This window comes from Mycobacterium sp. G7A2 (assembly GCF_041902445.1).
Lineage (GTDB): Bacteria > Actinomycetota > Actinomycetes > Mycobacteriales > Mycobacteriaceae > Mycobacterium.
This window is the reverse complement of record NZ_CP169251.1, coordinates 1,415,105-1,437,046: the sequence shown is the minus strand read 5'-3', so window position 1 is coordinate 1,437,046 and position 21,942 is coordinate 1,415,105. Positions and strand designations below refer to the sequence as shown.

The 21,942-nt window shown below is 65.3% G+C and carries 20 protein-coding genes and 2 pseudogenes; 10 read left to right on the top strand and 12 right to left on the bottom strand.

Annotated elements, in window-relative coordinates:
- Positions 1 to 2: 2 nt before the first annotated feature.
- The 7 genes from ACEWX3_RS07000 to ACEWX3_RS06970 form a co-directional block, all read right to left on the bottom strand.
- Positions 3 to 509: a pyridoxamine 5'-phosphate oxidase family protein gene (locus ACEWX3_RS07000; RefSeq protein WP_024444589.1), complete on the bottom strand. Its 507-nt coding sequence runs from the start codon at positions 507 to 509 to the stop codon at positions 3 to 5.
- 215 nt (positions 510 to 724) lie between these two features.
- On the bottom strand, positions 725 to 2,857 hold the full coding sequence (locus ACEWX3_RS06995; RefSeq protein WP_024444590.1) for a heavy metal translocating P-type ATPase: 2,133 nt from the start codon (positions 2,855 to 2,857) through the stop codon (positions 725 to 727).
- A gap of 55 nt (positions 2,858 to 2,912) precedes the next feature.
- Complete coding sequence (locus ACEWX3_RS06990) at positions 2,913 to 3,242, bottom strand: metal-sensitive transcriptional regulator (RefSeq protein WP_011856766.1); 330 nt, start codon at positions 3,240 to 3,242, stop codon at positions 2,913 to 2,915.
- A gap of 70 nt (positions 3,243 to 3,312) precedes the next feature.
- The gene (locus ACEWX3_RS06985) at positions 3,313 to 3,591 is read right to left on the bottom strand and encodes a YHS domain-containing protein (RefSeq protein ID WP_024444591.1); all 279 of its coding nucleotides are present in this window, start codon (positions 3,589 to 3,591) and stop codon (positions 3,313 to 3,315) included.
- A gap of 26 nt (positions 3,592 to 3,617) precedes the next feature.
- On the bottom strand, positions 3,618 to 5,903 hold the full coding sequence (locus ACEWX3_RS06980) for a cation-translocating P-type ATPase (RefSeq protein ID WP_073683355.1): 2,286 nt from the start codon (positions 5,901 to 5,903) through the stop codon (positions 3,618 to 3,620).
- A gap of 40 nt (positions 5,904 to 5,943) precedes the next feature.
- Positions 5,944 to 6,915 carry a hypothetical protein gene (locus ACEWX3_RS06975; protein WP_024444593.1) on the bottom strand — a complete coding sequence of 324 codons (972 nt, stop codon included), beginning with the start codon at positions 6,913 to 6,915 and terminating at the stop codon, positions 5,944 to 5,946.
- Positions 6,912 to 7,124 carry a heavy-metal-associated domain-containing protein gene (locus ACEWX3_RS06970; RefSeq protein WP_011856847.1) on the bottom strand — a complete coding sequence of 71 codons (213 nt, stop codon included), beginning with the start codon at positions 7,122 to 7,124 and terminating at the stop codon, positions 6,912 to 6,914. Before ACEWX3_RS06970 ends, ACEWX3_RS06975 begins: the two co-directional genes overlap by 4 nt.
- A gap of 156 nt (positions 7,125 to 7,280) precedes the next feature.
- Here ACEWX3_RS06970 and ACEWX3_RS06965 point away from each other — a divergent pair, with 156 nt between their 5' ends.
- Both ACEWX3_RS06965 and ACEWX3_RS06960 read left to right on the top strand, forming a co-directional pair.
- Entirely contained in the window at positions 7,281 to 8,105 is an 825-nt protein-coding gene (locus tag ACEWX3_RS06965; protein ID WP_024444594.1) for an alpha/beta fold hydrolase, read from the top strand.
- A 461-nt stretch (positions 8,106 to 8,566) separates the two neighbouring features.
- A pseudogene (locus tag ACEWX3_RS06960) lies at positions 8,567 to 8,956 on the top strand (AraC family transcriptional regulator); the annotation flags it as partial.
- A gap of 412 nt (positions 8,957 to 9,368) precedes the next feature.
- On the opposite strand, the gene ACEWX3_RS06955 reads toward ACEWX3_RS06960, so the two are convergent.
- Both ACEWX3_RS06955 and ACEWX3_RS06950 read right to left on the bottom strand, forming a co-directional pair.
- Positions 9,369 to 10,010 (bottom strand): cadmium resistance transporter, encoded by a 642-nt coding sequence (locus tag ACEWX3_RS06955; protein WP_079481877.1) that lies wholly within the window; start codon positions 10,008 to 10,010, stop codon positions 9,369 to 9,371.
- 138 nt (positions 10,011 to 10,148) lie between these two features.
- Positions 10,149 to 10,538, bottom strand: coding sequence for a heavy metal-responsive transcriptional regulator (locus tag ACEWX3_RS06950; RefSeq protein ID WP_005148625.1), 390 nt, complete (start codon positions 10,536 to 10,538; stop codon positions 10,149 to 10,151).
- A 56-nt stretch (positions 10,539 to 10,594) separates the two neighbouring features.
- On the opposite strand from ACEWX3_RS06950, the gene merA reads away from it, so the two are divergent.
- The 8 genes and pseudogenes from merA to ripB all read left to right on the top strand — a co-directional run bounded on the left by merA (position 10,595) and on the right by ripB (position 18,559).
- Positions 10,595 to 11,998 carry a mercury(II) reductase gene (gene merA, locus ACEWX3_RS06945; protein ID WP_005148655.1) on the top strand — a complete coding sequence of 468 codons (1,404 nt, stop codon included), beginning with the start codon at positions 10,595 to 10,597 and terminating at the stop codon, positions 11,996 to 11,998.
- Between the two features lie 26 nt (positions 11,999 to 12,024).
- A complete protein-coding gene (gene merB / locus ACEWX3_RS06940; RefSeq protein ID WP_005148656.1) occupies positions 12,025 to 12,666 on the top strand; it encodes an organomercurial lyase MerB in 642 nt (213 codons plus the stop codon).
- A 32-nt stretch (positions 12,667 to 12,698) separates the two neighbouring features.
- Positions 12,699 to 12,989 (top strand): hypothetical protein, encoded by a 291-nt coding sequence (locus tag ACEWX3_RS06935; protein ID WP_005148657.1) that lies wholly within the window; start codon positions 12,699 to 12,701, stop codon positions 12,987 to 12,989.
- Entirely contained in the window at positions 12,982 to 13,536 is a 555-nt protein-coding gene (locus ACEWX3_RS06930; protein WP_024444597.1) for a redoxin domain-containing protein, read from the top strand. The genes ACEWX3_RS06935 and ACEWX3_RS06930 overlap by 8 nt, the downstream gene beginning before the upstream one ends.
- Complete coding sequence (locus ACEWX3_RS06925; protein ID WP_024444598.1) at positions 13,533 to 14,381, top strand: cytochrome c biogenesis CcdA family protein; 849 nt, start codon at positions 13,533 to 13,535, stop codon at positions 14,379 to 14,381. Before ACEWX3_RS06930 ends, ACEWX3_RS06925 begins: the two co-directional genes overlap by 4 nt.
- 939 nt (positions 14,382 to 15,320) lie before the next feature.
- A pseudogene (locus ACEWX3_RS06920) lies at positions 15,321 to 15,743 on the top strand (sterol desaturase family protein); the annotation flags it as partial.
- A gap of 366 nt (positions 15,744 to 16,109) precedes the next feature.
- Positions 16,110 to 17,333 carry an Ig-like domain-containing protein gene (locus ACEWX3_RS06915; RefSeq protein ID WP_374159011.1) on the top strand — a complete coding sequence of 408 codons (1,224 nt, stop codon included), beginning with the start codon at positions 16,110 to 16,112 and terminating at the stop codon, positions 17,331 to 17,333.
- 479 nt (positions 17,334 to 17,812) lie between these two features.
- Positions 17,813 to 18,559 carry an NlpC/P60 family peptidoglycan endopeptidase RipB gene (gene ripB, locus ACEWX3_RS06910; RefSeq protein WP_374159010.1) on the top strand — a complete coding sequence of 249 codons (747 nt, stop codon included), beginning with the start codon at positions 17,813 to 17,815 and terminating at the stop codon, positions 18,557 to 18,559.
- Positions 18,560 to 18,617: 58 nt separating this feature from the next.
- Here the strand turns inward: ripB and ACEWX3_RS06905 are convergent, their stop codons facing one another.
- The 3 genes from ACEWX3_RS06905 to ACEWX3_RS06895 form a co-directional block, all read right to left on the bottom strand.
- Positions 18,618 to 19,232, bottom strand: a complete 615-nt coding sequence (locus tag ACEWX3_RS06905) for a response regulator transcription factor (RefSeq protein ID WP_051226468.1) — start codon at positions 19,230 to 19,232, stop codon at positions 18,618 to 18,620.
- 242 nt (positions 19,233 to 19,474) lie between these two features.
- The gene (locus tag ACEWX3_RS06900; RefSeq protein WP_024444603.1) at positions 19,475 to 20,740 is read right to left on the bottom strand and encodes an MFS transporter; all 1,266 of its coding nucleotides are present in this window, start codon (positions 20,738 to 20,740) and stop codon (positions 19,475 to 19,477) included.
- Positions 20,737 to 21,855 (bottom strand): PLP-dependent cysteine synthase family protein, encoded by a 1,119-nt coding sequence (locus ACEWX3_RS06895; RefSeq protein ID WP_024444604.1) that lies wholly within the window; start codon positions 21,853 to 21,855, stop codon positions 20,737 to 20,739. Before ACEWX3_RS06895 ends, ACEWX3_RS06900 begins: the two co-directional genes overlap by 4 nt.
- Between the last annotated feature and the right edge of the window lie 87 nt (positions 21,856 to 21,942).

The following is a 21,942-nucleotide window of genomic DNA, read 5'->3' as shown; positions in this document are numbered from 1 at the left end:
GGCTAGTTTCCGCCCGTCAGGTCTGCCCGCCCGATGGCGTCGCCCGGATGACGCACGATGTCGAGGGCCGACATTCCGATGCCGTAGGTGGATAACCATCGCCTCGGCCGGACTGCGATGAAGCACAGCTCAGCACTCTGAGAGACGATGCGCTCCTCGGCGGCGAGAATGCGACGGAGAAACCAGTCCGCGTGGAATGCCCCTCGCGCGTCGGCGTTTTCGTGGTTCAGTATTGTGGCCGACCCCGCAAACTGCACAGCTGCCGGCGGCATCATGGGGAGAAAGCGGTGCGGCACGGGAATGACGAAGGCTACCTGTGGGCGTCGTCGAATGTTTTTAACCTTGACGTTCGTAGTACGGGTCGTGATGTACAACGTCAGGTTTGTGCCTTCACCGGCCGCTGCGTACGTGACGGCCGTCGCGTGGGGGTTGCCGCTGCTATCGAGCGTCGACAGGGTGCCGAACGACCGTCGTCGAATCGAATTTTCGACAGTGGCGAGGTCGGTCACTGGTGCTCCTTCCTCCGCTTCCCCGGCTCCGATTGGGTGGCTTGTCGCTCAGCTACACGCCGTCTACGGCGCATCCGAAGGTACCGGCGGTCGACGGATAATTGAGAATTCGACCGGCGACTGCATTTGCTTTCTTCGTGCGAAGCTCCACATGGTTGGGAGCGGCGATTCGAACTTCACATGGTCGCCGGATGCTCCACATGGTGGGCCGTCCCCTAACGGTTGAGAACGGCGCGGGTGCTCGCCTCGGGCGTCAAATCGAGGCGGCGCAGAAGTTGCGCGTTGAGCGCGACGACGATCGTTGACAGTGACATGAGGATGGCGCCGACCGACATGGGCAGCACGATGCCGATGGGTGCCAGCACACCAGCAGCCAGGGGCACAGAGATGAGGTTGTACCCGGCGCCCCACCAGAGATTCTGTTTCATCTTGCGGTAGCTGGCGCGGGACAGCTCGATGACCGACAGCACCGAGCGGGGGTCGGAACTGGCCAGGATGACACCGGCGGAAGCGATGGCGACGTCAGTGCCGGCACCGATGGCGATGCCGACATCGGCCTGCGCCAAGGCGGGGGCATCGTTGACTCCATCGCCGACCATGGCAACCTTCTTGCCCTCGTGTTGCAGGGCAGCAACTTTCGACGCCTTGTCTTCGGGGCGCACCCCCGCGAACACCCGGTCGATGCCCAGCTGGTGGCCGACACTATTGGCGACGGCTTCGGCGTCGCCGGTGATCATGACGACTTGCACGCCAAGCTTGTGAAGCGCATCGACGGCTTCGCGGGATTCGGGGCGGATCTCGTCGGCCAAGCGCAGGCCGCCGAGCACCTCTCCGTCGCGGATGACGTGCAGAATGATGGCGCCTTCGCCGCGCCACGCGGTGGCCGCGGGGACCTCCTGGGCGCCGACTTCTTCGAGAAGTCGGGGGCCGCCCACTCGGATTTCGTGCCCGTCGACCGTCGCAGTCACACCGACGGCAGGAGAGGACGAGAAGCCGCTGGCGCGCGGCACCGTTAATCCCCTATCCTCGGCGGCTTTCACGATGGCCCGCGCCAGGGGGTGTTCACTGTCGGTCTCGGCGGCGGCGGCGAGCGCGAGCACGATGTCGCCGTCGTCGTCTCCGGTCGCCTCGACGGCGGTGACGGTGGGTTCGCCTTTCGTCAGGGTGCCGGTCTTGTCGAACAGCACGGCGTCGACAGTGCGCATACCTTCCAGGGCCAGCCGATCTTTGATCAAGACGCCGCCTCTGGCGGCGCGTTCGGTGGCGATGGACACGACCAGTGGTATCGCCAGGCCCAGCGCATGAGGGCAGGCGATGACCAGCACGGTGATCGCTCTTACCACCGAGGCATCGGGATTGCCGACGATTGTCCATGCCGCCGCGGTGATCGCGGCGGTGATCAGGGCGAACCAGAACAGCCAGCCGGCGGCCTTGTCAGCAAGGCGCTGGGCACGCGAGGACGAATTCTGCGCTTCGGTGACTAGGCGTTGGATGCCTGCTAGGGCGGTGTCGTCGCCGGTGGCGGTGATCTCGACCCGAAGCCCGGAATCGGTGGCGACGGTGCCGGCTGTGACGGGATCCCCGACGCCGCGGGTAACGGGCCGGGATTCGCCGGTCACCATGGACTCGTCCATGTCGGCGCGTCCGTCGACGATCTTGCCGTCGGCAGGGATGCTGCCGCCGGGTCGGACTACAACGACATCGCCGACGTGCAGGTCGGTCGGCGAGACGGTGACGGTGCGGTCGCCGTCGATCTTCTCGGCTTCGTCGGGAAGTAGTGCGGCCAGTGAGTCCAGCGCTGAGGTGGTCTGGGCCAGCGAGCGCATTTCTACCCAGTGGCCGAGCAGCATGATGACGATGAGAAGGGCGAGTTCCCACCAGAATTCCAGCTCGTGGTGGAGCAGGCCCAAGCTCGCGCCCCAGGACGCGAAAAAGGCGACGGTGATCGCCAGTCCGATCAGGAGCATCATTCCTGGTTTGCGGGAACGGACCTCGTTCAGCGCACCGGTGAGGAAGGGGCGGCCACCGACGACGTACATCACTGTCCCGAGCAGGGGCGCGATCCAGCGTGCGCCGGGGAAGTCGGGGACGTCGTAACCGAGCAGCATCGCGAACATGGTCGAGAACGCGACGACCGGTATGGCGATGATCAGGTTGATCCAGAAGAGCTTGCGGAATTGGGCCACGTGGTCACCGCCGTGGCCGCTATGGCCAGTGTGGCCGGTGTGATTGTCATGGCCGTGGTGTTCGCCGTGTGGGTGGGTGTCAGGGTGTGCGCTGGGGAATTGGTGGTGGGCGTGCCCGCCAGGGTGGGATGTTGCTACGCCGTGGTCATCGCGGTTTGTCATGTTCTTTCCTTAGGGGACTTCGCGTTTCAGTCGACGCGCATTGATGATGTGGGTGTTAGGAACGCACCAAGCGGGCGATGGCTTCAGAGGCTTCTGTGAGTTTGGCGTCAGCGGCCGGTCCGCCGGTGGCGGCGGCGTCACGGACGCAGTGGCGAAGATGGTCGTCAAGCAGTGCCAGCGCGACGCCTTGGAGGGCTTTGGTGAGCGCGTCTGTTTGGGTCAGGATGTCGATGCAGTACCGCTCCTCTTCGATCATTCTGCTGATGCCGCGGGCTTGGCCTTCGATGCGCTTCAACCGCTTGAGGTATTTGTCTTTATCGGTGATGTAGCCGTGGTGGGTGGTGCCTGTTGAGGGGCAGTGCCTGGTGTTGTCGGCGTGGGTCATGACGCTTTCCTTGTGCGTGGTGGTGACTAACTTCGGGTGCCCGGCGAGGAGTGCGCGACGAGGGTCGCGGTCATGCGGCGGAGGCATACTTGTCGGGGTCGCGGTCGAAACGTGGTCCGCATCCCTTGCAGCAGAACCAGTAACGCCGACCGCGATAGTCACGGAATAGTCCCGCCGCTTCGGCGACCGTCTTGTTCACCGGCGTGCCGGGCATCACGGGGCAGGTGGTCTCGTTCTGCGATCCGAGGTCAAGCAGGTTCCTCGCCGTAGGGTCGATGGGTGAGGTATCGATTTTGTCGGCTGCGCCGCTGCAGCAGCAGGCTGACGTGCGGTTCTGATTCTCGGACATTGGTTCTCCTCACAGGTGGCGGTGATTTAACTGGTGGTGTCGGCGGAAGTGGTTTTGAAGCGGCGCAGGCGCAGGCTGTTGCCCACCACGAAGACGCTGGAGAATGCCATTGCGGCTCCGGCCAGCATCGGATTGAGCATGCCCAGTGCTGCGACGGGGATCGCTGCGACGTTGTAGGCGAACGCCCAGAACAGGTTGGTTTTGATCGTCGACAGTGTTTCGCGGGACAGCCTGATCGCGTCAACGGCGCTGCGCAGATCACCGCGCACCAGGGTGATGTCGGAGGCCTCGATGGCGACGTCGGTGCCGGTGCCCATCGCCAGACCGAGGTCGGCTTGGGCGAGGGCGGGCGCGTCGTTGACTCCGTCGCCGACCATGGCGACCGTCTTGCCTTCGGCTTGGAGGCGTGCGATGACGTCAACCTTGCCTTCGGGCATGACTTCGGCGATGACGTCGTCGATGCCGACTTCGGCGGCGATCTGTCGAGCGACGGCTTGGTTGTCGCCGGTGAGCAACACGGGGGTCAGCCCAATGTCACGCATCTGCGAGATTGCCTGTGCGCTCGTCGATTTCACGGTGTCAGCGATGACGAGTACACCGCGCGCCTGCCCGTCCCACCCGACCGCTACCACGGTCTTTCCCTGGGCTTGCGCGCGGGCCTTGGCGTGGGACAGATCCGGGCTGAGGTGTTGCGCCCAGTCGGACAGCAGTGATTCGCGCCCAACGATGACGGCGTGTCCATCCACGATGCCGTGGACGCCTTTACCTTCGACATTCGCGAAGTCCTCCGGAACGGGCAGGGCCTGGAGTTCCTCGGCCGCCGCGGCGGCGACGGCTTGGGCGATGGGGTGCTCGGAGGCGTTCTCCAGGGCGCCGGCCAGTCGAAGCAGCTCCGCGCGTTCGGTTTCCGGCGCTGTGATGACATCGACCAGCGTCATTTTGCCGGTGGTGACGGTTCCGGTCTTATCCAGCACCACGGTGTCAACCTTGCGGGTGGATTCGAGCACCTCGGGACCTTTGATCAGCACGCCGATTTGTGCGCCGCGACCGGTGCCCACCAGCAGGGCGGTGGGCGTGGCCAGCCCGAGGGCGCAGGGGCAGGCGATGACGAGGACCGCGACCGCTGCGGTGAACGCGGCGGCGACTGAGAATCCCGCGCCCAGCCAGGCGCCGAGGGTGATCACGGCGATAGCGATGACGATCGGTACGAAGACGCCGGAAATGCGATCGGCCAGGCGTTGCACTTCGGCCTTGCCGGTCTGGGCGCGTTCGACCAGCTGGGCCATCTGCGCGAGCTGGGTGTCCGAGCCGACGCGAGTGGCCTGCACCACCAGCCGACCGCCGGCGTTGACGGTGGCACCGACCACGGTGTCGCCGGTAGCGACTTCCACGGGTACCGCTTCGCCGGTCAGCATCGAGGCGTCGACAGCCGAGGAACCGGACACCACCACGCCGTCGGTGGCGATCTTCTCCCCCGGGCGCACGATGAACTCGTCGCCAACCACGAGTTCTTCGATGGCGATCTTGGTTTCCGTCCCGTCGCGCAGGACGGATACGTCTTTGGCGCCTAGGTCGAGTAGGGCTCGTAGTGCCGCTCCGGCCTGCCGTTTGGACCGCTTCTCGAAGTAGCGTCCGGCCAGGATGAACGTGGTTACGCCGGCGGCGACTTCGAGGTAGATGTTGGCGGCGCCATGCGACGGCGCCAGGGTGAACGCGAAGGGATGCTTCATACCCGGCGTGCCGGCGCTGCCCAGAAACAGCGCATACAGCGACCACAGGAACGCTGACACGGTGCCCAGCGAAATGAGCGTATCCATGGTCGCGGTGCCGTGTCGCAGGTTGGCCCAGGCGGCCCGGTGGAATGGCCATGCTGCCCACACGACGACGGGGGCCGCCAGCGTGAGCGACGCCCACTGCCAGTACGTGAACTGCAGCGCCGGGATCATCGCCATCGCGACGACCGGCACCGTCAGGACGGCCGAGGCCCTCAGGCGGTGCCGCAGCGAGGCCAGTTCGGGGTCGGCGGTGTCCGCGGCGTGCGGGGTGTCACCGGATGCGTCGGAGGGCATCGGCGTGCGCGGTGTCGGGAGCGCGGCGGTGTAGCCCGTCTTCTCCACCTCGGCGATCAGCAGCGCCGGATCGTATCCGTCAGGCACCGTGACGGTGGCCTTTTCCGTCGCGTAATTGACTGTCGCGGCCACGCCGTCGAGCTTGTTGAGCTTGCGCTCGATGCGGTTGGCGCAGGAGGCGCAGGTCATTCCCCCGATGCGAAGTTCCACACTCGGGCCAGACACCGGTGTCGATGTCGTCATGAAGCCACTGCCTTTCAGTTTCTGATTCGGACGGGATAGCTCAGTGCCCGCCGGCATGGCCGGCGTCACGCGATGGCTCTGGCGCGGGCTCGTTGGTGCCACCGGGTGCGGCGTCGACGACGAAGCTGGCGGTGTGCACGGTGTCCTGGACTTTGAAGTCGAGGTAGAGCAGGTAGCGCCCCGCTGTGGGTGCGGTTGCCGCGAACGACACCGCAGGCCCACCGGTGCCGCCCGGTACCGGCTCGGCCCCCTCAGGGTGCACATGTAGATACGCCAGGTCTCCCTCACGCAAGGCGACGAGATGGCCGTAAGCCCCCAGGTAGGGCTGCAAGGTCATCACCGGCCGGCCGTCGCGCGTGACTGTCGCGGTGAGTTGGTGGGAGACGCCCGCGGTGAGTGCACCGTCCAGTTTCACGGTGTATCCGGCGATGTCATCCACGGTGCGTGTGGCACTCGCCACCGCCGGGACGAACGCGCCGGCCACCTGCACGGTTCGGGTGAGGGTGAGTTTGGCGCTGCCCGCCCCTGCGGGTTGGAAGTCGGCGAACACGCGGTAGGTGCCGGCGGCGTTCCACGTCCACGGCGTTGACCACGTGCCGGTGGCCGCGTCCAGCCTTGGGTGTACATGGGCGAAGTGCTGGCCGTCGGAACGGACCACGATGAGGTGCAGTTGCTTGTCGTGCACGGTCGCGTAGTCCAGCAGCGGCGTGCCGCCCGGGTCGACGATGGTGAAGCTCATCGTTCCCCGATCGTTGGGTGCGCTGGGGGACCGCACCGGGCTCAGGACGTATCCGTCTTCGGCCAACGACAACCCCGGCGGGTCGGCGAAGGGATCGACTGGCGACGCCTGCTCGGTCGGCGGCGCGCTGTGATCCGCTGCAGCATCGGAAGTTTGGGTCTGGGGAGATGTCGCCGCGGTATCAGGGACGACCGCTGCGGCGGTGACGTATGCAGCCGTGAACGCCACTGCCAGTCCGGCGCCAAACGCTGTCAATCGTCCCGCGGCGTTCATGCGACACGCACCGCCGAGTAGCCGGCCTCGTCGACGGCGTTGAGGATCTGCGCGTCGTCGACGGGACGGCTCGACGTCACGATCAGGGTGCCGGTTTTGGCGCTAACTTCGACGTCTTCAACTCCGGCGACCTCGCTGACCTCTTCGCGCACCGACAGCTCGCAATGTCCGCAAGTCATTCCTGTGACGGCGTACGTGCTCGTGCTCATCACCAATCTCCTATCCTCGACGGGTGTAGATACCCCTACCGGGTATACGTAAGAGAGCATATACCCCTTGGGGGTATGCTTCAAGGGTTACTTTCCGGGGTCATTGGTTTGGTGTCGACGCGCGTATCACTATCCCGGAACGACGGGAGGGATCAGTTGGTGGTGCGCGCGTTGCACGTCGGAGATGATGGCTGGCCCCTCATGGGGGAGGTCGTCGGGCGCGGCGAACTGATCATCATGCTTCATGGTGGGGGTCCGGATCACTACAGCATGCGACCGCTTGCTGACCGGCTCGCTGGCCGGTATCGCGTTGCGTTGCCTGACATTCGAGGGTACGGAGCATCGCGTTGTCCCGACCCGACGTTGCACCGATGGGATCAGTACGTCAGCGACGTCATTGCGATCGTTCACGCGCTCGATGACACCTGCGCCCACCTTGTCGGCGCCGGACTGGGCGGCACCATCGTTTTGCGGACGTGCCTCCAGCACCCCCGTATCGCCCGGTCGGCGGTGGTCATCAGTGCTGAAGCGATAGAGGACGATGCGGACAAAGCCGCAGACACCGATCTGATGGATCGTTTCGCCGAGCATGCCCGTTCCCGCGGTCTGCAGGCCGCCTGGGAATTGTTCATTCCTGATCTTCAGCCGCTGATCGCCAACCTGGTCGCTGAGGCTATTCCGCGCGCTGACGCCCACAGTGCGGCGGCCGCGGCGTCAATCGGTCATGACCGCGCCTTTGCAACGGTCGAGGACCTCCGGCGCATCGACACTGCGACGCTCGTCATCGCCGGCGACGACATCCGTCACCCCGAGTGCTTGGCCCACAGCCTCGCCGATGTCCTTCCACGAGGGGTCCTCGCCGAAGTTTCGATGTCCCGCCAATTCGTCAACGCTGAGGACATGGCACACGCTTTCGGCCCAGCGATCGAGAACTTCCTTCGCAGAACATCGGACCGGGACACTCGGGTCCATAAAGACTAGGCACTAAGGACGGCGGCAGCAGTGAGGGGCCTCACGCTCCGGCGGCAAGCCGCTCGGGGGCAGCCTGTCGCGGTGCTGTCAGCCGCAGCAGGACTTTCCCTCGCCGGCCTTGCCTGAGCGGCGCCCACTAGTGACACGACCCACCGCGCACAAAGCGATGCATTTGGCGATCGACCGTGCGGTCTGGCTTTGCACGAGCTGCCGAAATCTTTCTTGTACGCTCACCAGCGATACGCCTTCCAGTCGTCGGGCTACCCGCCCCGGGTGATACAACGAAGGTACCCCTGAGGGGTATACGGTACAAGGGCAGCCCGAGCTAGGCGCGGCGGTGGGTGACTGGCCCACGGCGCATATCCTGCATTACCCGTGGCGGCGGATGGCTCCACGCCTGATTCGATGTTCCCCGTTGCTGGCGCCGCGGTAAGTCGATTAATGGAAGGCCGTAGCATCGATTCGTGGCGATGATGCGGGATGGCGGTGGTATCACCGGTGAACCGCACTGGGGCGGGACTGCACTGCTGCGACCTGGGGTGTTGGCGTTCACCGGATCGATTGGCACCACCGACCTACACGCCCACCATGCCGTCCAGATTGTCACCGCAACAACACCTTTCACGATGCGTGACGAGCACGGCAACCAGCATCGCGGCACCAAGGTGGTCGTGCCCGCCGATGCGCCACACCGAGTCGAAGTCGGCGCGCCGGAGGGCACCGTAGTGTTCTTGGAACCGGAGTCTGCCCCAGGGCGCTCGGCGCACCTGCGCGCGCTTCGGTCCGGCTGGACTGTTGCTCCGGTGTTGACGTTCACCCGCCGACGTCCGTTGGCCGTCGTGGTCGACGAGCTGATCGATGTCCGTTCTCATTGAATCTGGGGCACATTTACTAGTCTGACCTGCATTGCCCCAGATTGGATGAGAATTTCGATCGCGACGTTTCTCATTGAATCTGGGGCTACCCTGCTTCCGCGCCCGGCTGCGAGCGCAGCAGGGTAGCCGGAATGGTCTCCTGTCGATTCCGTTGGCTCGGGTACGTCTTCGGTATAACTACTGTGATCGTGTCTCTCGTGACACACGATCATGATTCTGTGGTGCGCTCGCTCGTGTTGGTAGTTCGGGTGCCGGCTGCGGCCTTTGAGCACCTTGGCCACCGCCCGTTTTAGATTGTCATAGCGGATACGGGCCGGGACATCACCAAAGTGGTTGAACGCCAACACATGCCGATGCAGGAGCGCCTCCTGGCCCTGAGTGGTGAAGTTGCTCCGAGCTAGAGGGCGAACGCTCCGCCTTTGATGAGGATGAGGGCCCCGATTGTGATCAGTGCAACGGGCAGAACGATGTGGCCCCAGCGTGAGAGTGCTTTGGCGATGATCGGGTGGGAGGCGAAATATCGGCCGGCCGCGCACCAGATGGCCACACCGATGAGGAACACGATGATGTAAACACCGATGGTGGCGATCGTTGAGACGGCGAAGATCGGAACGTACACGCCGATGTTGTCGCCGCCGTTGGCGAAGGTGATGACTGCGACCTGCCAGGTGCCAGGCGTCAACAGTGTTGCGGGATCATCGGTCGGCGCCGGTTGGGTGCGGCGATCCCGCCAGGCCAGCCATGCCGCCCGCAGCCCCAACACGATGGGCAGCAGCCCGAAGTACGGCAGTGCGGCTGGAGGAAGCAGCGTGGCACCCAGGAGTGCGCCGCCGACCGAAACTGCCAAGATGGCGGTGAAGCCGAGGTACTGACCGGCGGTCACTCGGATGGCTGCGCCACGATGACCGGGCGCCTGGCCGAACATCACCGCGAGGACCACGATGTCGTCGATATTGGTGATGGCGAAGGTGGCGATCGCCTGAACGAGTGTGGCTGGGCTCAGCACGGCCAATGCGACCAGCTTCGAGTGAAATCCCACCGCATCGGGTGAGCCTACTGCTCAGCAGGCCCCGCGCTCCCGCGCACCAACGACCTCCAGTGGGGCGGAAATTCATGACGACTGCCGGGGTCAACGGACTTGACGAAATACATGCCTCCGGTGCCACGGAGGTGGCTCCTAGAGGTATCGACATACGTCATCGGCGCTGCATGATTCCGGGTCGACGCTTTCGGCGCCCTGCCGCAGCCGGGCGATGGTCTCGCGCAGTGCCACCAGTGCGCTGATCTGCTCGTCGAGGTCGGTCAGTCGGATGTCGAGCAGGTCGCGCACGTGCGTGCACGGCGCGTGGCCGCTGTCACGGATGTCGAGGATCTGCCGAATCTGGGCGAGGCTGAACCCGGCGGCCTGTCCCCGTCGGATGAAGCCGACCCGGGCGATCGTGTCGGCGGCATAGTCGCGATACCCCGCCGGGGAACGTTCGGCGGGCGGGAGCAGGCCTTCGTCTTCGTAGTAGCGCAGCGTCGCGGTGGTGGCCCCGGTCGCCTCGGCGAGCTTCCCGATTCTCACGATGTCTCCTCAGAACACTTGACCTTCAAGCCTACTTGAAGGTCAAGGATGGGTGCATGAGTCAGGGATTGGACCTCGCGGTCATCGGTTCCGGCGGCGCGGCGATGGCCGCGGCGATCCGCGCTACCGCGCTCGGCAAGTCCGTCGTCATGATCGAGCGCGGCATCTTCGGTGGCACGTGTGTCAACACCGGCTGCGTGCCGTCAAAGGCCCTGATCGCAGCGGCCGAGGCCCGGCATACCGCAGCCGACACTGCCCGGTTCCCGGGGATCGCCACCACGGCCGGCCCGGTGGACATGGCGGCCCTGATCGCCGGCACGCACGATCTGGTGGAGTCGCTGCGCTCAGAGAAGTACCTCAACGTGGCCGAATCGTATGGCTGGCAGCGCATTCAGGGCCAAGCGCGGTTCGCCGGAACCCCGGACGCGCCCGTCATCGAGGTCGGCGATGCCACCATCGAGGCCGAGCACTACCTGATCGCCACCGGCGCGAACCCAGTCATCCCGCCCGCATTCGAGGGCGTCGCCTACCTGACCTCGACCACCGCGATGGAAGTCACCGAGGTCCCGGAGTCGCTGCTGGTGATCGGCGGCGGCTACGTCGCGTTGGAGCAGGCGCAACTGTTCGCCCGGCTCGGGTCAACGGTGACGGTGCTGGTCCGCTCCACGCTGGCATCGAAGGAAGAGCCGGAAGTCGGCATGGCGCTGCTGGAGGTGTTCGCCGACGACGGCATCCGGGTGGTGCGCCGCGCCACGGTGAGCGAGGTCGAGCAGGCCGACGATCAGGTCACGGTCACCGCGACCATCACCGGCGGAACGCAGCAGTTCCGTGCCGCGAAAGTCCTCGTCGCCACCGGCCGCCGTCCGAACACCGACGGCCTGAATCTCGAAGCGGTGCAGGTCAAAACCGGCGAGAACAACGAGGTCGTGGTGAGCGACGGGCTGCAGTCGTCGAACCCACGGATCTGGGCGGCCGGCGACGTGACCGGGCACCGCGAGTTCGTCTACGTCGCCGCCCATCACGGCGCGATGGTCGCCGACAACATCTTCACCGACGCCGGCCGCAGGGTCGACTACCGCCATCTGCCCCGCGTGACGTTCACCAGCCCCGCGGTCGGTGCGGCCGGGACGACCGAGGCCGAGCTCCTCGCCGCCGGGACACGGTGCGACTGCCGGGTGCTGCCGCTAAAACATGTGCCGCGTGCGGTGGTCAACCGAGACACCCGCGGTTTCATCAAACTCGTCGCCGACGCCGGCACCGGCCGCATCCACGGCATCACCGCCGTCGCCAAGGATGCTGGCGAGATCGCCGCCGCCGCGGTCTACATCCTCGACGCCGCGATGACCGTCGACCAGGTCGCCGGGTCCTGGGCCCCGTATCTGACCATGGCCGAAGGCATCAAAATCGCCGCCCAGTCCTTCAGCGCCGATATGTCCCGACTGTCCTGCTGCGCATCCTGACGCATGGCTCACTCGAAAGGTTCCTGATGCCCAATTTCCTTGACCGCCTGACCATTCCGGAAGAGTCCGGGCTCGACCCGACGATGCTGGTGCCGTTGCTGCGGCTGCTCGCCGCCGGCGAGCCGGTCACCGTGGAGGCGCTCGCCGCGGCCGTCGGCCTCCCGGTTGACGAGGTGACCCGGCGTCTGGCCGCGGTACCCGACACCGAATACGACGAGCAGGGCCGCATCGTCGGCCAGGGCCTGACCCTGCGCCCGACCCGCCACCGATTCACCGTGGCCGGCCAAGAGCTCTACACCTGGTGCGCCCTGGACACCCTCATCTTTCCCACCATCCTGGACCGGCCCGCCAGCATCGAATCCGAATCACCCGTCAGCGGGCACCCGATCAGGGTCTCGGTCGGCGAAAACGGTGTCACCAGCGTGCAGCCCGAGACCGCGGTGGTCTCGCTGGTCAACCCCGACGACCTCACCTCGATCCGGTCCTCATTCTGCAACCAGGTGCACTACTTCACCTGCGCGCAGGACGCCGCGCCGTGGCTCGCCGAGCACCCCGAAGGTCAGATCGTCAGCGTCGCTGAGGCCCACCAACTCGGCGCAGCCCTGACCACACAAATCCTTACCCAGCTCCATACCCCGCCAACTGCCCACCCCGGCTGCTGCAGCTGACCAGCCGCACCCAACCTGATGAGGAGAAATCAATGAATCAACGTCCACGAAGAAATCCCGTGCTGCTGGGTGCGGCAGCGGTGCTGGTGACGGCCCTGTGTTGCGCCGCGCCAGTCCTGATCGCCGGCGGCGCGCTCGCCGCCGTGTGTGGACTGCTCGAGAATCCATGGGTCATCGGGGCAGCCGTCGCGCTGCTGCTGGCGGCTGTGGTCGCCTTCGCCCGCCGCGGTCAACGCGGCGATCACTGCTGTCCCGCCGACAGCCATTCACCCGCGACGCACACGCTCGACGACCTGACGAAAGGAAGCATCGACAATGTCTGAAACGCGTTCGTTTACACCCCACAGGTGGGCGGGCGTTACGGCTGTGATGCTGGCAGCGGGCGCGCTGACCGCGTGCGGCCAATCGGCCACAACCAGCAATCCGACCTCACCGCCACACGCCAACGCCACAACCCAGGCGACGGCGGCGACACTGACCACGGTGGACGGCAAAACCGTCGAACTGCCCGCTGCCGCCCCGACCGCGATCCTGTTCTTCTCCTACGGGTGCGGCGAATGCGTCGGCGGCGGTAAATCCCTGGCCGCTGCTCGGGCGGCCGTGGAGAAAGCCAGAGGCAGCGCCAAGTTCCTAGCCGTCGACATCGTCCCCACCGAGAAACCCGCCGATGTTCGCCACTTCCTGGACCAGATCGGCGGCACCAGCCTGCCCGCGGTCGTCGATACTAACGGGGCCCTGACCAGCCGCTACCAGGTGACCGCGCCGACCACCGCCCTCGTCATCGACCCGTCCGGGCAGATCAGCTACCGCGGCCACGCCCCGTCCCAGGATCAGATCCTGGCCGCCCTCGGCAGCAGCGCCGCACGGTGAACCTGCTCGCGCTCGCGTTTACCGCTGGCATGCTCGCCCCGGTCAACCCCTGCGGGTTCGCGCTGCTACCGGCGTGGATCACCGGCACCATCGCCACCGGCGGCACCGATGCGGTGCTCGTGCGGCTGGCCCGGGCACTGCGCACCGGGGCCGTCCTGACCATCGGGTTCACCGGCACCCTCACCCTCGCCGGTATCGCGATCAGTGCCGGTGCCCGGACCCTGGTGACGGCTGCTCCCTGGCTCGGGATCACGATCGGGCTCACCCTGGCCATCTTGGGCGGCTTCATGCTCACCGGCCGCACCATCGGTCTGCGTATGCCTGCCCGGACGCGTCATCGGCCGGACTCCCCAACAGCCGGTGGTGTGCTCGCGGCCGGAATCGGCTACGCCCTGGCGTCACTGTCCTGCACCTTCGGGGTACTGCTCGCGGTGATCGCCCAGGCCCAGGCCACCAGCGGATGGGGCGGTCTGCTGGCAGTGTTCACCGCATACACAGCCGGTGCCGCCACCATCTTGATGCTGGTCAGCGTCGGCACCGCCATCGCCGGCACGGCCCTGACCCGGCATCTGGGTATCCTCGCCCGCCACGGGACCCGCGTCACCGCCGTTGTCCTCATCGCCACCGGCGCCTACCTCGCGTGGTACTGGCTGCCCGCGGCCACCGGGCACACCGCCAGCGGCGGCAACCTGCTCACCGGCTGGTCGGCCACCGCGACCGGATGGCTGCAGGACCACGCCCTCCCGGCCAGCGTCATTGCCGCCTTCGCTGTGGTGGTCAGCGCGGTGGCCGCGTGCTGGACCACCCACCGCCGGCCAATCACCGGCAAGCAGCGCCGCCGGTGATGATTCACCGGCCGATACACCCAGCCAGATACCACTGTCCCTAACGATTAGAAAGCCGATAGATACAACCGTCGGACACAGTCAGATGCACACCACAAGTGCCTTACTGATAAGGCACATTCAAGACTGCCGACCCCTAAGCGCGACACGCCAGTTCTGCGCCGTCTGAGCGTGTCGTCAATACGGCAGTGGCGAATAGGCGTCGGTACTGCGCCCATTGCTCGACGGGGGTGGCGTCGGCATGGTGGGCGCCGGTGCGTTCGTTGATGCGGTCGAGCAGTAGCGTCGGCCAGGCGGGTTCCGTTGGCGTCCTGGGCTGTTCAACCCGAGGGCGAGCTGTGAGCAATGTTGCGGCTACGGCGATCACATCGGGGTAGGCCACCACGTGCGCTTCTAGGCCATTCTGCAGAATCCCCGCCGCCACGTGACGCTCTGCGTGAGCCCAGAAGACCAGGATGTGGCGGGCGTCGCCCAAGGCGTCATGAAGGTCGACCTCTGAATACTGACGGGCCAAGCGCCGATGCGTGCGCCCGGCACTGAGCACCGTGGGCCGGTCACGAAGATCCACCTGGTCGTCAAGAACGCGCGTTGGTGAACCGATCCAGCGTCGGTGACGGTGGCATACGGAGACATGTGCAGGCAGGTAGCAGTAGACGGGTTCGTGTATTCCCTTGCGTGCCATACATCTTTGACACAAAGGGCGGCGGAGATATTGCTTGAGCGCGGTGGGGTCGCCAGCAAGCCCGCAGAGACGGGACCGGATTACCTGCTCAGGTTGGCCGCTGACGACGGCCAACCAGTCCGGTCGCGGCCGGGCTGCGCATGATTCGGCGACATGGCCGCGCAGTGTGGAGACGCCGATATGGTTGGCGCGGGCCAGCCTGTCGATGTAGGACGATACGGCTTCCCAACGGAACGGTGCGATCGTTCGCGGGAGCCGCTGGTGTGGCACCGCTCATCCTGATCGGTCTGCCCGTCAACGTCGCCTCCCTGCTCGCAATCGCGGTGGCGATCCAGCTGCTGCTGCAGCACTCCAACGCCGACTACCGCGTGGGCCCCGCCAAGCACGTCTTGGCTCTCAACGAAGGCCACCGCTTCCATCACCTCAAGTGGGCCGGCATCGGCGACGTCAACTTCGGGCTGTTCACCCTGGTCTGGGACCACCTCATGCGCACCTACTCCTATAACCCCACCCGCCGATTCGACTCCACCCAGCTCGGCATGGCCGCACACCCCGACTACCCCACCGCGTACGGGCGGCAGCTGATACACCCCTTCACCCCCGCCGGAGGGTGCAGCCTCAAGTCCACCACCGCGACGAAGGACCCCACCGCGACGAGACCGACACCGGAGCAGGGCTGAGAGGGACCAGCGTCTAGCGCTCCCGGACCGTGATTGCCTCAAGCGTTCCCGATCAGCCCAGAACGCGTACTAGACCCATAGCCTTCTACGTGGCCTATTGCGCGCCACGGTCCGACGATCGACGAACAAAGGATCGGCAGCCCGTTCGGCGCCTGCCAGAGCTAGCCGGATGCCATGTCGGGCAGACCAGTGCGCAAGTCTGCGTCTTTACTGAATCTTCATCGAAGGACTAAGAAAGCCAAATGACGCATCAGCACACTTGAACCATATCCGTGAACGGTGCACCGCCGCCCGCGAACGGCTGTCGCGGCGCACGCAGTGCCCGCTCATCAGCGATGTCAACATTCGGATACGGAGACCACACTGATGCCGCAGGCGACTTGCCTCCCACCGTTTCGCAGGACGGCGCAGTGGCTGCGGACGGCCGTCCTGGCGATGGCGGTGCTGCTGATCGCGGCCGCGTGCAGCTCGTCGCCGGCCGCCGCGCCCCAGCCCGAGGTCATCACTGATAAAGGCACCCCGTTCGCCGACCTGCTAGTGCCCAAATTGCAGGCGTCGGTGACCGACGGAGCGATCGGTGTCGCGGTGGACTCCCCTGTTACCGTGTCCGCCGGTGACGGCGTTCTCGGCCAAGTCTCGTTGACCAACGAAGCCGGCGATCTCGTCGACGGACAGCTCAGCCCCGATGGCGTGTCCTGGTCGTCTGCCGAGCCGCTGGGCTACAACAAGCAGTACACCCTTCATGCCCAGGCCCTTGGACTGGGCGGCGCGACCACTACGACAGCGACCTTCGAAACCCACTCGCCCGACAACTTAACGATGCCCTACGTCCTGCCCAACGACGGCGAGACGGTTGGCGTGGGCCAACCCATCGCGATCCGCTTCGATGAAAACATCACCGACCGGATTGCGGCGCAGCAAGCGATCAACGTGACCACCACCCCCCCGGTCGAGGGAGCCTTCTACTGGCTCAATAATCGCGAAGTACGTTGGCGCCCAGCCGAATACTGGAAACCGGGAACAACAGTAGAGGTGGCGGTCAACGCCTACGGCGTCAACTTCGGTGACGGGCTACTCGGTCAGGATGACGTCACTACCCAGTTCACCATCGGTGACGAGGTCATCGCCACCGCCGATGACGCCACCAAAACGATGACTGTGCGGCGCAATGGTCAGACCGTCAAGACCATGCCCATCTCCATGGGCAAAGCCAAGACCCCGACCGATAACGGCGCCTACATCATCGGAGATCGTTACTCGTTTCTGGTGATGGATTCGTCCACCTACGGAGTTCCAGTCAACTCTCCCGACGGATACCGCACCGAGGTGGAGTGGGCGACCCAGATGTCCTACAGCGGGATCTACGTGCACTCTGCACCGTGGTCGGTGGGCAGCCAAGGCATCGCCAATGTCAGCCACGGATGCCTCAACGTCAATCCGGCCAACGCCCGATGGTTCTACGACAACACCCGACGCGGCGACATCGTTGAGGTCATCAACACCACCGGCCCCACGCTGTCGGGAACAGACGGTTTAGGTGACTGGAACATCCCTTGGGATCAGTGGAAAGTCGGCAACGCCAACCTCTGAAATCAGATCAGAAGCGGAGACTCACAACCGCCGCCTCCCAGTCACCTCGTGGCACCAGTTACGCGTGTCAGCAGGACGTTCGCATCCACCGAACCGGGTTTCGCATGCCGAGTGTCACCCAAGCATCGCGCGCCGTGGGGCCCACGCCGCACAGGTAGCGCAGCCCTTTCCGCTACGACACCTTTGGTTTGCCGCCCCCAGGTAACGGCGTTTTCACATGTCCGGACCACCGCTACTTCGTAGTCCCGCCATCGACGATCGACTCTTTCAGGCACCCATCGCAAAACACCATTCGCAATTTCAGCCGAAATTCCAGCATTGTAATTATGTTGCTGATGTTACTAATGAGGCATATGTGAGTTAGGCTGATCTACGTATTTGCTACGTATATCGTTGCTGCGCAGTATGGAACGCTCTGTTTCGCCTTTGTTGGCGAAACCAATCACCGGCGCTCCGACAGCCGAAAGAAAGAACGCCATATGGAACCGATGGCCCGATGCGTCCGCCCGGAGGAAGGCCGCGTATCTGCGTTCGGCTTTCGCCTGGCTGGGGTGATCGTTGCCGTCGTCGCGACGGTACTTCTGGCGTGCACGCCAGCAGCCTCCGCCGAGCCGACAGGCGGTCCGTGGGATCCACTCCTGCCCAAGATCCCGAGTGCGGGAGCGCCCGGCGATCCGGTTGCCATCGCCAACGCGTCCTTGCAGGCGACGGCCGTTGCCACCCAGACTGCGATGGATTTGGGGCGTAGCTTCCTGAGCAGTCTCGGACTCGTCAGTCCCGCGGCAAGCCCCCAAACGAGCGTCCGCGGCAACCGCCTCTACGGTGCCCAGGCGATCGAATACGTTATCCGCAGGGCAGGAACGCAGATCGGCGTTCCCTACTCCTGGGGAGGGGGCAGCCTCACCGGCCCTAGTCGCGGTGTCGACCAAGGCGCAGGCACCGTCGGTTTCGACTGCTCAGGACTGACACGATTCGCCTTCGCCGGCGTCGGAGTACTGTTGCCGCGATGGTCCGGCGACCAGTACAACGCTGGCCGCAAGGTACCTCCCGCGCAAGCTAAACGCGGTGACCTCCTGTTCTGGGGGCCCGGCGGAAGCCAACACGAAGCGATCTACCTGGGCAACGGAAAAATGATCGAAGCGCAACAAACCGGCGTTCCCATCAAGGTTTCACCGGTGCGTACCGCCGGGATGACACCCTACGTCGTACGGATTATCGAGACCTGACCGAACGCTTTCGCCACAGCTCCTCCCACCAAAAGCCTTGTCCGCACCGGGTAACGGTTCAGCCGGCCAGACAGTAGCCGATGCCGCGGACCGTCCGGACATAGCGCGGACAAGACGGGGCGTCACCGAGCTTGCGACGAAGATTGCCGATGTGCACACCCAGTGCCGACCGCCCGCCGGGCTGCGTTGCCCCCCAAAGGGCTTCCTGAAGTCGTCGGCACGTAACGGGCTCCCCTGGATCATCGGACAAAACCCGGAGGATCGCGAACTCCGTTCGAGTCAGCGATATGACGTTGCCGCGCTGATAGACCCGCCGGACCCCCACGTCGATCACCAGATCGTCGACGTGGCGTCGCTGCGCGCCGCCGTCCTCGCTGCGTTGGTGAGAATGCCTGAGTGTCCGCCGTATTCGCGTGCTGAGCATGTCGCGGGAGCCGATGGGAACCACTCCGACGCGCGATACCAGAGGCGCCACCTCTGTGTCGGCGAGCGCGACGACGCCGCACTGGGCAGCCTGGCGAACACGGTCAAGGACGACGGCGCCGTGCGCGGATGATCCCAGGCACACCACCACCACGTCGGGGTCATCGTCGCGCACCGCGGTGAGCGCTGCAGCGTGTGAGCGTGCGACGTCGACGGCGAACTCTTCGGCGCGCAGGGTGCGGGCCAACATGTCGGCGTAGATGCGCCGAGGTTCAACCAGCAGAACGCGAATGCGCCCAGCAGCTATCGCCGGAGAGGCAACGCTGCCCGAAGCGGGGTGCGGCTCGATGGTCGTGGCAGTCTCCTTGCCAGCGTGGGCCATTCACGGCGTGAAGGTGTTCGCGCGGATGCTGGAACCAGCATATCGCCATCTACGTAGTTATTACGTAGATGGCGATATGGGGTGTCGGGCATGTTCGCGTCTTCGGGTGTTCAGCGGGGGGTTTGCGGGCCAGAGGATGTCAGCTGTTCGGGTTGAAGTCGGCCGCGTCGGTCCAGCCGGAACAAGGCCGCTGCGGAGGCCAGCCCGATTGCCGACAGCAGAACCCACAGCAGCCAGGGTTGCCCGAGATCTCGGGCGGCCTGCATCAGCGAGCCGGTGGCCAGATTGCCGACAAGAATGCCGACTCCGACGATAGTGTTGTAGAAGCCATAGTGCGTTCCGATGAGACGGTTGTTGGCCAATGAGACGACGGTGTCCATCTCGAACGGGAAGACGGCCGCCGACCCGACCGCCAGCACCGCCGTGGCGACGAGTAGCGCGGTCGCGGCGGCGACTCTGCCTGCCCTGGTGTCATCGGGCAGCACGATCAGCGGCAAAAACGACGCCGCGAGGATCAGCATGCCGATCACCAGGGAGCGGCCGGCGCCCCAGCGGTGGGCGAACCATCGGGTGATCCGCATCTGGCCGAGGACGGCAACCAGACCCGAGACCACGAAGATCATGGCGGTGACAACGGAATCGTTGCGCGGAAACAGGTCTCGCGCCTGAAGCGGCAATGCCAGATAGACCTGGAATGACAAAACATACGACCCGATCATGGCCGCGGCGAAGAGCAGAAAGGAGCGGTTGGCCGCTACTGTTCGCCAGTCCTGCAGCACCGATGTCTTCTCATCAGGCGTCCCCGCGGCGCGGTGGGGCAATGCTAAGAGTTGGGCCACGGTCAGCGCTGCGAACACGACCGCTGCGGCGGCTGCTGTCATTCGGAAATCGACGAACATCAAGGCCAGCCCGACAAGGGGTCCGGCCAGGATGCCCGCCTGATAGAACACGTTGAACACCGCGAAGGCTTCCACGCGCCGTGGGCCCGCGTCGGCCGCCAGATAGGCGCGCACCGCAGGATTGAACAGGGCGCCGGCGAAGCCGGTTGCTGCCGAGGCGATCAGGACCGCCGGCAGCGATTCGGCGAAGACGAGCAGGCCGAATCCTGCTGTCCGTAGGACACATCCGCAAACGATGAGCGGTTTGTAGCCCAGCCGGTCTGCCAGAGTGCCGCCGATGAGAAACATGCCTTGCTGGGAGAAGTTACGTACACCCAGCACCAGGCCGATGGCCCACGCGGCCAGCCCCAACGGGCCGGCGAGGTAGCCGGCCAGGTAAGGCATGAGCATGTAGAAGCCCAGGTTGATGCCGAATTGGTTGATCATCAGCATCCGGCTGGGCCAACCAAAACTGCGGAAGGCTGACAGCAGGGTCATCGTGGCTGCACCTCGGTGGGGTCGACAACGGTGGTGCATCGCGTCCACGCCGTGACTGTCTGGGTCATCGGGTCCTCAATGGTGGCGGGATGCCGTGGGGGCGCTGCGTCGAGCAGGCCGTGGGCGCGGCAGTAGTCGTCGTTGTAGATGGTGTCGAAGTAGCGTTGCGGACCGTCCGGGAAGATCGCTGCGACAGTGGCTCCGGCAGGGCTATTGCGTGCGACCCAGCCTGCAACCAGGGCGACCGCACCGACGCTCCAGCCGCCACTGGCGTAGTGGGTGGCCGCCAGGGTGCGGCATGCCCACACCGACTCCGCGGGGGCAACCCAATGCACTTCGTTGAACGCTTGGTAGTCGACGTTGCCGGGATAGATGCTCGATCCCAGGCCGCGCATGAGCCGAGAAGCCGCGGGCTGGCCGAAGATCGTCGAGCCCACCGTGTCGACGCCGATCAGCCGCAGCTGCGGGTTGAATTCACGAAGGACGCGTGCGACGCCGGCCGAGTGGCCTCCGGTGCCCACCGAGCACACCAGGACATCAACGGCGCCGAGTTGTTCGTTCAGTTCCACTGCCAGGCCGCGGTAGGCCTCGACGTTATCGGGGTTGCTGTATTGATCGGGATGCCAGGCGCGTGGGTCGGTGGCCAAGATCTTCTGCACGCGGTCACGGCGGGCCTGCTGCCAGCCTCCCTGTGGGTGCGGTTCAGTGACCAATTCGATGTCGGCGCCGAACGCGGCGAGCATATTCTGGATGATCGGCTCCATCCCGGGGTCGGTGACCAACGTGACGGGGTGCCCGTAGACCGTTCCGGCTAGTGCGAGACCCAATCCCAGTGTGCCGCTCGTGGATTCGACGATGCGGGCGCCGGGGGCAAGTGCCCCGCGGGAGCGGGCGCGTTCGACCATGTGTAGCGCGGGTCGGTCTTTCATTCCTCCCGGGTTGAAGCCTTCGAGTTTGGCCCAAAAGCCCCGCTCTTCTGACGTGAACGGTGCGCTGATTCTCAAGACAGGGGTCTGGCCGACCATGGTGGCCGGCCGCTCGTTGCGGCCGCGTTGTGGCTGTGCCGATCGGGTGTGGGAAGTGCGTGCATGGCGGATTGGCAGGGCAGGATTCATCGATGAATGTCGCTTCTGTGAGGCCGCGACGATGCGCGGCGACTGACGGCAGGTAGCGGTCACCGGCCACCGTCGAAGACGACGGGG

What these genes read in the sequence shown, in the direction of transcription:
- ACEWX3_RS06990 (WP_011856766.1), bottom strand. Translation starts at nt 3,242, where the DNA reads ATGACCCACGCCGACAACACCAGGCACTGCCCCTCAACAGGCACCACC.
- ACEWX3_RS06970 (WP_011856847.1), bottom strand. Translation starts at nt 7,124, where the DNA reads ATGAGCACGAGCACGTACGCCGTCACAGGAATGACTTGCGGACATTGC.
- ACEWX3_RS06900 (WP_024444603.1), bottom strand. Translation starts at nt 20,740, where the DNA reads ATGACCCTGCTGTCAGCCTTCCGCAGTTTTGGTTGGCCCAGCCGGATG.
- ACEWX3_RS06895 (WP_024444604.1), bottom strand. Translation starts at nt 21,855, where the DNA reads ATGAATCCTGCCCTGCCAATCCGCCATGCACGCACTTCCCACACCCGA.
- ACEWX3_RS06905 (WP_051226468.1), bottom strand. Translation starts at nt 19,232, where the DNA reads ATGTTGGCCCGCACCCTGCGCGCCGAAGAGTTCGCCGTCGACGTCGCA.
- ACEWX3_RS06980 (WP_073683355.1), bottom strand. Translation starts at nt 5,903, where the DNA reads ATGACGACATCGACACCGGTGTCTGGCCCGAGTGTGGAACTTCGCATC.
- ACEWX3_RS06935 (WP_005148657.1), top strand. Translation starts at nt 12,699, where the DNA reads ATGAATCAACGTCCACGAAGAAATCCCGTGCTGCTGGGTGCGGCAGCG.
- ACEWX3_RS06930 (WP_024444597.1), top strand. Translation starts at nt 12,982, where the DNA reads ATGTCTGAAACGCGTTCGTTTACACCCCACAGGTGGGCGGGCGTTACG.
- merB (WP_005148656.1), top strand. Translation starts at nt 12,025, where the DNA reads ATGCCCAATTTCCTTGACCGCCTGACCATTCCGGAAGAGTCCGGGCTC.
- ACEWX3_RS06985 (WP_024444591.1), bottom strand. Translation starts at nt 3,591, where the DNA reads ATGTCCGAGAATCAGAACCGCACGTCAGCCTGCTGCTGCAGCGGCGCA.
- merA (WP_005148655.1), top strand. Translation starts at nt 10,595, where the DNA reads ATGAGTCAGGGATTGGACCTCGCGGTCATCGGTTCCGGCGGCGCGGCG.
- ACEWX3_RS06995 (WP_024444590.1), bottom strand. Translation starts at nt 2,857, where the DNA reads ATGACAAACCGCGATGACCACGGCGTAGCAACATCCCACCCTGGCGGG.
- ACEWX3_RS06915 (WP_374159011.1), top strand. Translation starts at nt 16,110, where the DNA reads ATGCCGCAGGCGACTTGCCTCCCACCGTTTCGCAGGACGGCGCAGTGG.
- ripB (WP_374159010.1), top strand. Translation starts at nt 17,813, where the DNA reads ATGGAACCGATGGCCCGATGCGTCCGCCCGGAGGAAGGCCGCGTATCT.
- ACEWX3_RS06975 (WP_024444593.1), bottom strand. Translation starts at nt 6,915, where the DNA reads ATGAACGCCGCGGGACGATTGACAGCGTTTGGCGCCGGACTGGCAGTG.